Source organism: Pseudocolwellia antarctica (assembly GCF_049933045.1).
Lineage (GTDB): Bacteria > Pseudomonadota > Gammaproteobacteria > Enterobacterales > Alteromonadaceae > Pseudocolwellia.
On sequence record NZ_CP187926.1, the window covers coordinates 181,005 to 194,842 of the forward strand.

The 13,838-nt window shown below is 34.0% G+C and carries 13 protein-coding genes; 6 read left to right on the forward strand and 7 right to left on the reverse strand.

From position 1 onward, the window contains the following. Position 1: 1 nt before the first annotated feature. From ACPUVN_RS00810 to ACPUVN_RS00820, 3 genes are all read right to left on the reverse strand, one after another. On the reverse strand, positions 2-970 hold the full coding sequence (locus ACPUVN_RS00810) for a glycosyltransferase family 2 protein (RefSeq protein ID WP_426369759.1): 969 nt from the start codon (positions 968-970) through the stop codon (positions 2-4). Positions 971-1,047: 77 nt separating this feature from the next. Then, positions 1,048-2,181 (reverse strand): polysaccharide pyruvyl transferase family protein, encoded by a 1,134-nt coding sequence (locus ACPUVN_RS00815; RefSeq protein WP_426369760.1) that lies wholly within the window; start codon positions 2,179-2,181, stop codon positions 1,048-1,050. A gap of 131 nt (positions 2,182-2,312) precedes the next feature. Next, complete coding sequence (locus ACPUVN_RS00820; protein WP_426369761.1) at positions 2,313-3,245, reverse strand: Wzz/FepE/Etk N-terminal domain-containing protein; 933 nt, start codon at positions 3,243-3,245, stop codon at positions 2,313-2,315. A gap of 435 nt (positions 3,246-3,680) precedes the next feature. Between ACPUVN_RS00820 and ribH the strand changes: the two genes are divergently transcribed. The 4 genes from ribH to ACPUVN_RS00840 all read left to right on the forward strand — a co-directional run bounded on the left by ribH (position 3,681) and on the right by ACPUVN_RS00840 (position 6,274). Further along, entirely contained in the window at positions 3,681-4,145 is a 465-nt protein-coding gene (gene ribH / locus ACPUVN_RS00825) for a 6,7-dimethyl-8-ribityllumazine synthase (RefSeq protein WP_304368567.1), read from the forward strand. Between the two features lie 62 nt (positions 4,146-4,207). Then, on the forward strand, positions 4,208-4,624 hold the full coding sequence (gene nusB, locus ACPUVN_RS00830; protein ID WP_426369762.1) for a transcription antitermination factor NusB: 417 nt from the start codon (positions 4,208-4,210) through the stop codon (positions 4,622-4,624). A gap of 200 nt (positions 4,625-4,824) precedes the next feature. Continuing rightward, a complete protein-coding gene (thiL, locus tag ACPUVN_RS00835; protein WP_426369763.1) occupies positions 4,825-5,796 on the forward strand; it encodes a thiamine-phosphate kinase in 972 nt (323 codons plus the stop codon). 1 nt (position 5,797) lies between these two features. Beyond that, on the forward strand, positions 5,798-6,274 hold the full coding sequence (locus ACPUVN_RS00840; protein ID WP_426369764.1) for a phosphatidylglycerophosphatase A family protein: 477 nt from the start codon (positions 5,798-5,800) through the stop codon (positions 6,272-6,274). A 171-nt stretch (positions 6,275-6,445) separates the two neighbouring features. Here the strand turns inward: ACPUVN_RS00840 and serA are convergent, their stop codons facing one another. From serA to ACPUVN_RS00860, 4 genes are all read right to left on the reverse strand, one after another. Continuing rightward, complete coding sequence (gene serA, locus ACPUVN_RS00845) at positions 6,446-7,681, reverse strand: phosphoglycerate dehydrogenase (protein WP_426369765.1); 1,236 nt, start codon at positions 7,679-7,681, stop codon at positions 6,446-6,448. A 119-nt stretch (positions 7,682-7,800) separates the two neighbouring features. After that, complete coding sequence (gene rpiA, locus ACPUVN_RS00850; protein ID WP_426369766.1) at positions 7,801-8,457, reverse strand: ribose-5-phosphate isomerase RpiA; 657 nt, start codon at positions 8,455-8,457, stop codon at positions 7,801-7,803. A gap of 179 nt (positions 8,458-8,636) precedes the next feature. Then, entirely contained in the window at positions 8,637-9,233 is a 597-nt protein-coding gene (locus ACPUVN_RS00855) for a 5-formyltetrahydrofolate cyclo-ligase (protein WP_426369767.1), read from the reverse strand. 139 nt (positions 9,234-9,372) lie between these two features. Further along, the gene (locus ACPUVN_RS00860; protein ID WP_426358455.1) at positions 9,373-10,902 is read right to left on the reverse strand and encodes a peptide MFS transporter; all 1,530 of its coding nucleotides are present in this window, start codon (positions 10,900-10,902) and stop codon (positions 9,373-9,375) included. Between the two features lie 285 nt (positions 10,903-11,187). Between ACPUVN_RS00860 and tviB the strand changes: the two genes are divergently transcribed. Together tviB and ACPUVN_RS00870 are read left to right on the forward strand one after the other, a co-directional pair. Beyond that, complete coding sequence (tviB, locus tag ACPUVN_RS00865; RefSeq protein WP_426369768.1) at positions 11,188-12,468, forward strand: Vi polysaccharide biosynthesis UDP-N-acetylglucosamine C-6 dehydrogenase TviB; 1,281 nt, start codon at positions 11,188-11,190, stop codon at positions 12,466-12,468. Between the two features lie 251 nt (positions 12,469-12,719). After that, positions 12,720-13,739 carry an NAD-dependent epimerase/dehydratase family protein gene (locus ACPUVN_RS00870; RefSeq protein ID WP_426369769.1) on the forward strand — a complete coding sequence of 340 codons (1,020 nt, stop codon included), beginning with the start codon at positions 12,720-12,722 and terminating at the stop codon, positions 13,737-13,739. Positions 13,740-13,838: the final 99 nt, after the last annotated feature.

A 13,838-nucleotide genomic window follows, 5' to 3' on the forward strand; every position in this document is an offset into this window, starting at 1 on the left:
TTTAAGACTTTTTATCGTATAAAAATACATTTACTTTTATTAACAAAGATAATAATGATAATTTTATTGAATTTTTAAGTATGAAATGTATGATTTTCCATTTTTTATTGGGTAAAAATGAAGTATTTAATCTTATAACATGATCACTGAATTCAACTAATTGAACTTTACTAGGGGGGGTGTTTAAAATGTAAAATACCAGTTGCCTGAATGCCATATATGATATCAAACCCGGTTCATAATCGTCTTTATATCTATCCGATATCAACTTCACCGAGTTACTTATGTCTATTAACTGTTTACTATTTACCTTTGACTTTGTCACTCCCATTGTATTTCGCATGTAGACTAAAAAGCCATCAGAGTATGCTCCAACTTTCATACTTGATAAACCTAGAGTTGACATTACGATCGCATCCTCCCCAACAGTCATTCCTTTAGGGAACTCTAACTTCTCTTTAATATATAGCTCCCTTAAAAAAACTTTATCCCAAGGACTATTTGTAATAAAGCGTTGAAGAAATGCGTGCCCATAAAGATACCCATTGATTTCATTAAGTCCTTGTAGTACAAGTTGATTTTCCTGTTTATCTAATGTGTTTCCGTCACTGGTATAATGCGATAATACAACCCCATCATATGAATGTAAGTTTAATTTATCATTTAAAAATAATAAATACCCAGGTAAAACCCAGTCATCACTATCTAAAAATATTACATATTTTCCAGTTGCTAAAAGCAATCCCTTATTTCTTGCAACTGAAACACCAGCATTATCTTGGTTTAGTAATTTTACGTTCCTATTATTGCTTTCAAGTTTTTCAGCTACTTGTTTGGTTTTATCTGTAGAACCATCATTAACGATTATGAGTTCATAGTTATTATATTCTTGGCATAGAACGCTATTAATACATCGTTCTAAATATTCCTCTGAATTATATGCTGGGATGATAATACTAAAAAATGGCATGATAATATCTTATATTTAGTCTGAAGATAACACTTCATTAAATGGCAAAGTTAATAAAAGAGCATAACTCGGATGAATTATTTATTTATTGCGTGATTTAGAAAATCTAAACTACGCTTTTTAAATTCATTTAACTTTTCATCAAAATCTGTATAGTCTATATCCTCTAAAATATTATATTTTTCATGATCTTCTAAGTAAACAAACCGCTCTGAAAGGCCTAATTGATTTAAAAGCGTTTTCACGCGGTCATCATCTAAATTTGTTTCTTTGTATGTTACAGTCCAAAAGTTCTTTTTAAATAAGGAAGCAAATATAGAACCGTGAAACGAAGTGGTAATTACTAATTTAGAATGTTTTATTAAACTTAAATATTCAGTTGGAGAGCCATTTTTTGATAATTTAATGCCTTTAAACATATTACCTTTATATAACCATGATTTTGCATCTAGCATAATAACAGGCATATTGAGTTTCTTTGATAGTTTGACAACTATATCATATGTTTTTGGACTGAAAGGAACACCATAAAAAAAAATATAATCTTCATTATAAAGTTTTTCACTGGCAAGAGAATCCCATTCACAAATATCTACTAATAAAGTGGGATCTGCAACAATACTAAAATCCTTACCACTGAGTTTATCTAACCACTCTTTACCATTAACTTCTCTTACCGATAAACTATGAAATGAATTAATATATTCTTTATATTTATTTGTATCAATATTGCTTGTTAGTATATTTTTTCCACCAAGACTTGGCGCATATGATATCTTCTTAGAGTTTGAAGAAGAAATAAAAGGAAGAAAATAGGCATCATCAAAGTCAGTACAGTTAACATTCCAAATCTGATCGCTTCCACAAATAACATAATCATATTTACCATCTAATTCAGATAAACTATCACAACTATCATATGAGTTATCAGTTAAAACAAAATGTTCTGAAATAAACTTTTCAAAGTCATCAAATCTGCTTTTTATAAGAGGGTAAAATATAAAATTTAAAATATTCTTTATTAATATTTTATTATTATCAATTCTAGGAAATATAGAATACATGTTTTGTTGCTCTTTACTAGAAAAATCAATAATCTCGACATCAGCATTAAATCTGTTAGTAAGTATATATTGTAACGCATATGTTTGTAGCATTGAGCCAATATTGTGTGAGGCATGATATGTAATAACACCAATTTTAGTTTTCATTTTGTTCCAATTAGTTTGTTTAGTTAGGATTTTATAAATGTTAATTTAACCATACTTAAGATAGTTATTACCAATATTCAGGTATTGGTTAGTATGTAACATTGAAAAGTCAAGCATTATTATACTGGTAACTACTGCTTTAGCGTTATAAAATAACGAATCAAGATAAATGAGATTGATAGCATTCCTCCAAAAATAATGCCTAATAAAATTATTAGACTTCGTTTGGGGCTATCTTTTTGATCCGGAACTTGCACTGGATCAATTGTTTTAAATATGTATTCTTTCTTTACTTGTGCGAGCATCATATTTTTTGTTTGCTCTTCTATTAGTTGATAAAATACAGTTTTCATATTACTTGTTTGTATGCTTTTCAATTCATTTTTTAAGTATTCTATAGAAGCTTTGGTTTCTTCTTTTTCTTGTTCCCGAGTAAATGTATTTATTTCTTTTATTAATAGTGCTAACCATTGTTTAGCTAATAAAGGAGAATAAAATTCGAGGTTAATAGTAATTAAAGATGTTTTTTTATCCTGTGACACGGATAGTAGGCTAGAGAATTTCTTGTATGTATCCCATGGCGTAGGATTGGCTGTTTTTGATAAGTCAAGCCATTTTTTTTGTTTTTCGTCATATAACTCATTGTTCAATATCAAAGAATTAGTTGCTTTGTCCCATTTTTTAGAAGCCATTAATGGCACTATTAGATCATGCTTTTTGATGAAATTCTCTATAAATGAACGTGATTCTAATGTAGCTAATGCGATAGATGTTTGATCGCCACCACCACCACCACCTAAATTGATACCTGCTAAACTAGCCAACCCACCAAACTGTCCAGCTAGTGCGCCAAGCCCACCACTTCCGCTCTGCGATGAAACAGGAGATAGTAGTACAGAAGCTTTATAAACGTCGGGTTTTGAAAGGGCATAAAATACTGAGGCTACAGCGAATACAAAGGTGATGGCTATAATAATAAACTTACCTGCCCAAATGGCACGCCAAAGTTCGGCTAGGTCAATTTCGTCGTCTTCTACTTGAGAGGGGTTGTATTCTTGAGACATAGAAGCGGTACTTTCCTTGGTATGTTTATTTTTCTATTTACTTAAACGCTATATTTTGGAAATTAACGTTTAACATTAGAAAATCTTGCAGTTATTAGATGATTTGTGGAGCATATGCCCACAAAAGATTGGCTATTATAAGGTAATGCTTTTGAAATTGTAAACTGTGTTTAAGTAAATAAGTGTAAATGAAGCTTTATCTTTCTTTTTATCTTTATTATCGTGATTTTTATGGTTATTTGATGTACTAGTTTTGTTTGGTGGCGGCATGTTGAATCAGTATCGTTTCAATTAGTTGTCTATATTTTCAACTTGGTTGGTTAATTTATAGAATTATGTTGCTACCCATTGTTGAACATTTAAATAATAAACGAGTACCTAAATCTTCTGATTTTTGATAGAATCGCGTCAATTTTTTACCGATAGGATTTTTCCATGAACGTAATCGAAGCTAATTTTGATGCTAAAGGCAAGAAAGTTGCCATTGTTGTTTCTCGTTTTAACAGTTTTGTTGTTGAGAGTTTATTAGAAGGTGCGGTTGATGCACTTAAGCGTCACGGTAATGTTGCAGATGAAGATATTACTGTAATTCGTGTACCTGGTGCCTATGAATTACCTGTTGCCGCTAAACGTGTTGCACAAAAAGGTGGCTTTGACGCTATTATTGCTATTGGAGCGGTAATTCGTGGTGGCACGCCTCATTTTGATTTTGTTGCGGGTGAATGTAATAAAGGCCTAGCGCAAGTTGCTATGGAATATACCTTACCTGTAGCTTTTGGTGTTATTACTACCGACACTATTGAGCAAGCTATTGATAGAGCTGGTCTTAAAGTCGGTAATAAAGGTGCAGAAGCTGCATTAAGTGCTTTAGAAATGATTAATGTTTTAGAGAAACTATAAGTTTTATCTTATATTTTTAATGTTAATCGTTAGTCAATTTTTATTTATATTTGGATATACCTGTGAAGCCATCACCTAGAAGAAAAGCCAGAGAGTTAGCTGTTCAAGCTGTTTACTCTTGGCAGTTAAGTCAAAATGCTGTGAACGAAATTGAAACTAATTTTTTAGTGGATAATGCGGCACGTCGTTTTGATATCCCATTTTTTCAACAATTATTCCGTGGTGTAACATCATCAGTTAGCGAATTAGACGCAATAATTTCTCCTCATGTTGATCGACCAATTGAAGATATTGATCACGTTGAGAAAGCCGTGATCAGAGTTGCTATTTTTGAATTGAAAGAGTGCCTAGATGTACCTTACAAAGTTGTGATCAACGAAGCGATTGAACTTGCTAAATCTTTTGCTGCTGATGATAGTCATAAATTTGTTAATGGTGTGCTTGATAAAGCGGTTAAGTTAATTCGTAAAGAAGCTTAATCTTTATCTGTTTGTTATCGCTTATATATAAGCTTTGCAGTATGAACTTCACTGTATGATTTTAATCTTATAAAGCTAACATTATGTTAGCTTTATATTTTCTATTCTTGCCTATAGTTTTTTATAAAAGTATTTGAGCATTACACCTATTTAATACATTTATTTACTGATGTATTAAACAATTATATTTGAATATTTCCATGAAAGAATTTGATTTAATTAGCCGTTATTTTTCACAACAAACAGCTAAACGTAAAGATGTCGTTTTAGGTATTGGTGATGATTGTGCTTTATTAGCTCCTGCTGAAAACCAACATATTGCCGTTACAACCGATACTTTAGTTGCGGGTGTACACTTTCCTGAAAATACATCACCTCGAGCGATAGGTCATAAGGCTGTTGCTGTTAACTTATCTGATCTCGCCGCCGTAGGTGCTGAACCTACTTGGATTTCACTGGCACTTACTTTACCTAATGTTGATCAAGAATGGATATCAGAATTTTCCATTGGTGTTTTTGAGCTATGTGAATACTATAATGTTCAATTGGTGGGGGGCGATACTACCCAAGGCCCACTGAGTATTACTATTACTGCCCAAGGTATTGTACCTAAAAGTAAGTTTATTCGTCGTTCAACAGCTAAAGCGGGTGATTGGCTTTATGTGACCGGTGAATTAGGTGATGCAGCATTAGCATTACAAAATATTCAAGGCAAGGTTGGTTTAGCTGAGTCTGTTAAAGGGCAAGTTTTACAGCAATTAGATTACCCTAAACCTAGAGTATTAGCAGGGCAGGCATTAAGAGATTACGCTACTTCTGCTATTGATATTTCAGACGGGTTACTAGCTGATTTAGCGCATATATGTAAAGCATCTGAAGTGGGCGCTAAAGTTATCTTAGAAAACGTTCCTATCTCTGCTGCTATGCTTGAAACTCTGGGAAGAGAGAAGGCGATTGAATTAGCTGTTAGTGGTGGTGACGATTACGAATTGCTATTTTCTGTATCTGAAGATAATAAAGTAGGCATGGAAACAGCTTTGTCTAATTTAGGTATTCCTCACACGTGTATTGGTCAGTTAAATCGCCAAGAAACTATTACTACGGTTTTAGATGGCGAAAAGGTTATTCTAAATGGTCAAGGTTTTGAACACTTTGCTGAGTCTGTAGAATAAAATGACTGAATCAAAAAAAGAAACGGTCAAATTTACCCTCTCAAATCCTATTCATTTTTTGGCTTTGGGTTTTGGTAGTGGTTTAAGTCCTAAAGCTCCTGGTACTTTTGGTACTGTGGCGGCTATTCCTGTATTTTTATTATTCACTTTTTTTACTCCTTTAATATATGCCATTGCCACTTTAGTTGTGTGTATTGCGGGCATTTATATTTGTGGAAAAACAGCTGAAGATGTTGGTGTACACGACCATGGTGCAATTGTTTGGGATGAGATCGCAGGTTATTTGATCACTATGTTTCTTGTTCCTGTTAGTTGGCAGAGTATTTTAGTTGGGTTTATACTATTCCGCATTTTTGATATTTTTAAGCCTTGGCCTATTTCTTATTTAGATAAATATGTACACGGTGGCTTTGGTATTATGATTGATGATGTTGTAGCAGGTTTAATGGCGTTGGCTTGTATGCATTTGATTTTTTGAAGCTTAGATTTAATAGCTAGGTTCTAGGGTTAGATTTTAAGGTTAGAGCTTAAGTTTATAAATGCCTGTAATCAGTATGCAGTTCACGTTATTTAACACAATATTCAGCACAAAAAAAGGTAGACATAATGTCTACCTTTTTTGATTTTACTGTTTATTTTTAAACTGGTTTTAGTGAAGTATTCTAGCTTTCATTGTACCTTCAATTTTCTTAAGCTCTTTAAGAGCAACAGCACTATCTTCTGTTTCAATATCTATTACAACGTAACCAATTTGATCGTCAGTTTGTAAGTACTGAGCGGCAATATTAATATCTAATTTAGTAAATGCTAAATTAATTTTATTTAAAATACCTGGTTGGTTTTGGTGAATATGTAAAAGTCTGCTTCTACCTTTACCACCATGGCTTGGTAATGATACTTCAGGGAAGTTAACCGCTGATAAAGTTGAACCATTGTCTGAATATTTAGCTAATTTACTTGCTACTTCTAAACCAATATTTTCTTGAGCTTCTTTGGTACTACCGCCAATATGAGGCGTTAAAATTACATTGTCGAATGCGCGTAATGGAGACATGAATTCTTCATCATTACCTTTTGGCTCAACAGGGAATACATCGATAGCAGCTCCAGATAGCTTCTTACTTGCTAATGCATCAGCAAGTGCATCTATATCAACTACTGTACCGCGTGATGCGTTAATTAATATTGCACCATCTTTCATGTTAGCGATTTCTTCTGCGCCAAACATGTTCTTAGTTTGTGGGTTTTCAGGAACGTGTAAGCTTATAACTTCACACTCTTGTAATAATGATTCAAGTGATGATGCTTGGCTTGCATTACCTAATGGCAGCTTAGTTTCAACATCGTAAAACTTAACTTTCATACCTACAGTTTCAGCTAAAACACCTAACTGCATACCAATGTGGCCGTAACCAATAATACCTAACCTTTTACCACGTGCTTCAAATGAACCTGCAGCTGATTTATTCCATTCGCCACGGTGTGCTTGTGCGCTTTTTTCAGGAATGCCACGAAGTAATAATAAGGTTTCACCTAATACTAGTTCAGCAACTGAGCGAGTATTTGAGAATGGAGCATTAAATACCGGAATACCTAAACTTTGAGCAGCTTTAGTATCTACTTGGTTAGTGCCAATACAGAAGCAACCGATAGCGACAAGTTTTTTAGCATGGCTAAGTACTTTTTCATTAAGGTTTGTACGCGAACGAATACCAATGAAGTGAACATCAGCAATTTTCTTAATTAAGTCTTCTTCCGATAAAGATGTTTTTATGTATTCGATGTTGCTATAGCCTTGTGACTTAAGCTCTTCCAGTGCGCTTTCATGTACACCTTCTAACAATAAAATTTTAATCTTTTCTTTAGCGAGTGAAATAGTACTCATGATATTTAAATTCTCTTAATGATTGGGTTTAGCCAGTGGCTAACAAAATTTAAAGTTTTAGATGGCTAGCCATCTAAGTATGTGTGTAAATTAACATATAGCTTATAAACTCTAAAGGGTTAATTTATGATTTTTGCACCTTCAGGTGTACCAATGATCAAAGTGTCTGCAGGTCTGTTGGCAAACAATCCATTGGTGACAACGCCTACCAAGGCATTCAGATCATTTTCTAGTGCTTTAGGATCTAATATTTTAAAGTTGTGTACGTCTAAAATTACGTTGCCGTTATCGGTAATTACGCCAGTGCGGTAAACAGGATCTCCACCTAGCTTTACTATTTCTCTAGCAACGTAGCTTCTTGCCATTGGGATAACTTCAACAGGGAGAGGGAAGGCGCCTAAAAGCTTAACTTGTTTAGAACTATCGGCAATACACACAAAGGTTTTGGCTACAGCGGCAACTATTTTTTCGCGTGTTAATGCTGCGCCGCCACCTTTGATCATGTGCATGTGAGCATTTATTTCATCTGCACCATCTACGTAAACATCAATTCCGTCTACGTTATTTAAATCAAATACTTCAATGCCTAAAGCTTCAAGTCTTCTGGTTGAATCTTCTGAGCTTGAAACAGCACCAATGATGCGATCTTTAATTGTGCCTAGCGCATCGATAAAATGGTTTACAGTTGAACCAGTACCTACTCCAACAATAGTGTCATCTTTAATGAAATCTAGTGCTTTGATAGCGGCGGATTTTTTCATTTCATCTTGTGTCATGCTAAGCCTTATATAAGTGCGAACAAATATAACTATTTTTGATCAACACTGAATGGGCTCAGCGAAGTTTCAAACGCTATATATGAGTAACTAGTGGGACAATTTTTGTGCGCGAATTATACACTATTCACTATTATAAAAGCGATAGGCTTATAACATTATGATGGGGATTTATTAAATTAAAATTGATAGTTTTTTGTTGGTGTTATTAACTCTGGGATAGGAATGTCCCAACATTCTGTTGGAATAGATTGAACTAGCTGACAGTTATGCGCTAAACCTATTGGGTAAGGGGTCGCATTTTTGTTTTTTTGATATTGCTCGAACCAGCTTTGTAGTGTTCTATCATAAAAGCCTCCGCCCATACCTAATCGTGCGCCAGTTTCATCGAAAGCGACAAGAGGCGTAAAAATGATATCAATGTTTTCTATGTGTTGAATAAGGTTAACATTCAATTTAGGTTCAGAGATCCCGAAACGGTTTTTACACATTTTTGTTTCAGGTGTGTATTTTAAAAAGAGTAAATGACCTTTACTAAAAGGGTGAATAACAGGTAAGTAAACGTCTTTGTTGTTAGCCCAACACCATTCAATAAACGGTATAGTGTACAGTTCACCATCGTTGGCTAGGTAAATAGCAATATGCTGTGCTGAAAGTATTTTAGGGTGAGTGGTTAATTGCTCTGATAGCTGAACAGCTGCCATAGTTTGTGCATTATTACTGAGAGCTAAGCGCTTTTCTCTGGTGGTTTTTCTGAGTTGATTTCTGTTATCCACAATAAGCCTATTTTCACTGTTGGATGTATTTTGTTGAAGGTAATAAATAGTATATAAAGATTAATCCGCCTAACAATAAATAAGCAATTTGCTGTTAGGTGGATTTAAGTCATTCACTTATACAAAAGTGATTTTGAACTTAAGCTGTTTGAGAAACTTCTTTTTTCTCTTGCTCTTCGCTTTCAGCAAGTAATTCCCAAAATCTAGTCTTAAAGCCAAGTATTAATACTACAATACCAACACCAATACTAAATACACTGATTTGCATATATAACGCTGGAATTTGATCAAGATTATTTGGATCAAAGTTACCTGCTAATAAACCAGATATGATGTTACCAATAGAATAAGTTAATACAAATACACCCATCATTTGACCTGCAAAACGCTTAGGCGATAACTTACTTACTGCACTTAATGCTGTTGGGCTAAGTATTAATTCACCTACTGTGTGTAGGAAATAAGTAGCTACTAACCAATAAGGTGCTACTTTTAATCCAGATGCTGCATATTGAGCGGCAAAAAACATAACAATAAAACCTGTTGCCATGATAATTAAGCCGATAGCACATTTTAAACCGTAAGCTGGAGTAACTAACTTTTGACCTAACTTCATCCATAAAGCGGCAAAGAAAGGTGAAAGAATAACAATAAACATAGCGTTAGTTGACTGAAACCATGCAGGAGGAATTTCAAAAGAACCAATCATTCTGTCGGTATAATCGCGAGCAAATAAATTTAGTGACGACCCCGCTTGTTCAAAACCAGACCAAAAACATGCTGATGCAATACAAATTAATAATAATGCTCCTAGTCTTAACCTTTCACTTTTAGTTAAATTACCTAAAAAATAAATAGCTGCGTAATAAACAACAAAAATAAGTGTGAATACTATCGCTGTGTACTGAGCTAAAACAACAGGCTCAATCGTTATTACACCCTGAAAAACCATGGTTGTAACTGCAGCAACAAGTACTAAGAAGCTTGCTATTGCTATCCAAGATAGTTTAGCGCCTTTAGGTGATAAAGGTGAAACAGGTCCATCGCCTACTTCATTTAAATTAGGAGTAGTAAGTTTATATTGAATTAAACCTGCACCCATACCTATAGCGGCAGCACCAAAAGCCCAATGCCAACCCATATTAGTTGCAAGATAACCACATACAATATAACCAATGAAAGAGCCTAAGTTGATACCCATGTAATAAATGGCGTAACCAGCATCGCGGCGTCTATCTTTTGGTGAATATAATTGACCTACCATGGCGCCAATATTAGGTTTAAGTAAGCCAGTACCTATAATGACCAATATTAAGCCGATAAAAAATGTATTGTCGTTAGGTATAGCTAAAACAATATGGCCAAGCATGATGATGATACCACCATACCAAATGGCTTTTTGACCACCTATTAATCTGTCAGCAATCCAGCCACCAGGTAGCCCCATAAAATAAACACTACCTGTGTATAAACCATAGATAGCTGAAGCTGATAAAACCGTTAATGCTAATCCACCTTCTTGCAGGGTTGCTGTCATAAAAAGAACAAGTAGGGCACGCATGCCGTAGTAACTCATTCTTTCCCACATCTCTGTGAAGAACAGAGTTGTTAATCCTACTGGGTGTCCGAAAAACTTTGTATCTTTAATTTCTTGTGATGATAATTCCATTCACATTACCTTTTATTATTAGCTGATCTTTGTATAAAAAATGTTGAGGTTGAAGATTTTAGCTTCAACGTTATCGAAAATGTACCATTAAAATCTGTTATAAAATAGTAACTAGAAGTCAAATTCGAAGGATTAACAGCAATTTTTAGGTTTTATAAGTACTAATGTTTAATTAAACACCTATCTATATGGTTTAATTCAGTGATATAGGTTTATTTTGATTATTGTTTAATAGTAATATACGGGCAATTATTAAGAGTTATAACAAGCGGGTTAACAAAGTATATGTCACATTCATTAAACGATGTAAAAATTGGAATTATTGGTTTAGGTTATGTGGGCTTGCCTTTGGCTGTAGAGTTTGGCAAAAAATACCAAACAGTGGGTTTTGATATACATGAGAAACGTATAACAGAATTAAAAGCAGGGCATGACTTTACACTAGAAGTGTCTTCAGAAGAGTTAGCTGATTCAGCACATATTAGTTACTCATGTAACGTTGACGACTTGAAAAGCTGCAATGTTTATATTGTTACTGTACCAACACCTATAGATAAACATAAGCAGCCTGATTTAACGCCGCTGGTTAAAGCAAGTGCTATGTTAGCTAAAGTGCTCTCCAAAAACGATATCGTTATATATGAATCAACAGTTTATCCAGGCGCTACAGAAGAAGTTTGTATTCCTGAGATAGAAAAGCATTCAAGCTTTGTTTTTAATCAAGACTTCTTTGCTGGCTACAGCCCTGAGCGAATTAATCCTGGCGATAAAGAACATCGTGTTACTAATATCTTAAAAGTGACTTCTGGCTCTACTGAAGAGATAGCTGAGTTTATTGATCAATTATATGGCTCAATTATTACAGCAGGTACCTATAAAGCTTCTTCTATTAAAGTTGCTGAAGCCGCTAAAGTGATTGAAAATACACAACGTGATTTAAACATTGCGCTTATTAATGAATTAGCTGTAATTTTTAACAAATTAGGCATTGATACTGAAGAAGTATTAAAAGCTGCAGGTACTAAGTGGAACTTCTTACCATTCCGTCCTGGTTTAGTTGGTGGTCACTGTATTGGAGTTGATCCATACTACTTAACGCATAAAGCTCAAGCGATTGGTTATAATCCTGAAGTTATTCTTGCGGGTCGTCGTATTAATGATGGTATGGCTGAATATGTGGTTTCTCAGCTAACTAAAACCATGATCAAACGTAAGTTACAAGTTAATGGTGCTAACGTATTAGTGATGGGCTTAACGTTTAAAGAAAATTGCCCTGATGTACGAAATACTAAAGTTGTAGATATTTTATCTGAACTTAGCGAATATCAAATGAATGTTGATGTTTATGACCCTTGGGTAAATCCTGCGGATGCTAAACATGAATACGATGTAGATTTGATTGCTGAGCCAGAAGCAGGTAAATACGATGCGATTATTTTTGCGGTTGCTCATCATCAATTTAAAGCTTTAAGTAATAGTGAAATTAAAGCCTTAATGAAACCTGAACATGTTATTTATGATTTAAAATATATGTTAGATATGGATTTTTCTGATATTCGTTTATAAGCTGTATTTATAGGTAAAGTTCAACCTATGCCTTTAATAAACCAAATATTTACATTGTAGATATTTGGTTTTTTTGTTTTTAGTTTCAAGATGATTTCAAGTTATTAGACTTTTGCTATACGTTTTTATCATTAGCATAATAAGCCTGAAATTAATTCAGCTATAACTTTCCTACTTAAAATCTCTCTCTTATTAATGTTATACTCTGTAGATGAATTAAATAATTTAGTTCGGGGCAGATGGAAAACTCAATGAATCGATATCAAGAAGTACAAAGCAACTTAAAGAATAATTCGAAGAAATGGTTAATTACAGGATGTGCAGGTTTTATTGGATCGAACCTACTTGAAACCTTATTACTTCTTAACCAAGAAGTGGTTGGGTTAGATAACTTTGCTACGGGTCATCAAAAAAATCTAGACGAAGTTCAGTCACAAGTATCAGCAGAACAATGGGCAAAATTTACCTTTATTGAAGGTGATATCAGAAATGTTGATGACTGTCATAAAGCTGTAATGGGTGTTAACTATATTTTACATCAAGCTGCACTAGGTTCTGTTCCTCGTTCTATTGTTGATCCTATTATGACTAACTCAGCTAACGTTACTGGTTTTTTAAATATGCTAGTAGCAGCTAAAGAAGCTAAAGTTGAAACTTTTGTCTATGCGGCTTCAAGCTCTACTTACGGTGATCATCCAGCATTACCTAAAATAGAAGAAAATATTGGTAATCCTTTATCGCCTTACGCAGTAACTAAATACGTTAATGAATTATATGCTGATGTGTTTTTTAAAACATACGGTTTAAATACTATAGGTTTACGCTACTTTAACGTGTTCGGTAAAAGACAAGATCCAGAAGGCGCTTACGCAGCAGTTATTCCTAAATGGACATCATCTATGTTTAATAATGAAGATGTGTTTATTAATGGTGATGGCGAAACTAGCCGAGATTTTTGTTTTATCGAAAATGCAGTACAAGCTAATATTTTAGCTGCAACGTCAAACGACGAAGCTAAAAACAATGTTTACAATGTGGCGGTAGGCGACAGAACAACATTAAATATTTTATTCGATAGCTTAAAAAGTGCTTTAGGTAAGAATGAGATTGCTTACGATAAATCACCTGTTTACAGAGAGTTTAGAGCAGGCGATGTAAGACATTCTCAAGCCGATATAGGTAAAGCTAATAGCTTACTTGGCTATGATCCTGAATATAAAATTCAGTCAGGTATTGAAAAAGCCATGACTTGGTACGTTAGCAACTTATAAGGTTGACGTATTGATTGAAGCAAGACTTTGATCATGCTTTTAATTAAATATTATTAATAAAATTTACACAAACTTAAACGGAATACATAAGGGAATTTG

What these genes read in the sequence shown, in the direction of transcription:
- ACPUVN_RS00815 (WP_426369760.1), bottom strand. Translation starts at nt 2,181, where the DNA reads ATGAAAACTAAAATTGGTGTTATTACATATCATGCCTCACACAATATT.
- thiL (WP_426369763.1), top strand. Translation starts at nt 4,825, where the DNA reads ATGAAAGAATTTGATTTAATTAGCCGTTATTTTTCACAACAAACAGCT.
- ACPUVN_RS00810 (WP_426369759.1), bottom strand. Translation starts at nt 970, where the DNA reads ATGCCATTTTTTAGTATTATCATCCCAGCATATAATTCAGAGGAATAT.
- ACPUVN_RS00820 (WP_426369761.1), bottom strand. Translation starts at nt 3,245, where the DNA reads ATGTCTCAAGAATACAACCCCTCTCAAGTAGAAGACGACGAAATTGAC.
- ribH (WP_304368567.1), top strand. Translation starts at nt 3,681, where the DNA reads ATGAACGTAATCGAAGCTAATTTTGATGCTAAAGGCAAGAAAGTTGCC.
- serA (WP_426369765.1), bottom strand. Translation starts at nt 7,681, where the DNA reads ATGAGTACTATTTCACTCGCTAAAGAAAAGATTAAAATTTTATTGTTA.
- ACPUVN_RS00840 (WP_426369764.1), top strand. Translation starts at nt 5,798, where the DNA reads ATGACTGAATCAAAAAAAGAAACGGTCAAATTTACCCTCTCAAATCCT.
- tviB (WP_426369768.1), top strand. Translation starts at nt 11,188, where the DNA reads ATGTCACATTCATTAAACGATGTAAAAATTGGAATTATTGGTTTAGGT.
- ACPUVN_RS00870 (WP_426369769.1), top strand. Translation starts at nt 12,720, where the DNA reads ATGAATCGATATCAAGAAGTACAAAGCAACTTAAAGAATAATTCGAAG.
- rpiA (WP_426369766.1), bottom strand. Translation starts at nt 8,457, where the DNA reads ATGACACAAGATGAAATGAAAAAATCCGCCGCTATCAAAGCACTAGAT.
- ACPUVN_RS00860 (WP_426358455.1), bottom strand. Translation starts at nt 10,902, where the DNA reads ATGGAATTATCATCACAAGAAATTAAAGATACAAAGTTTTTCGGACAC.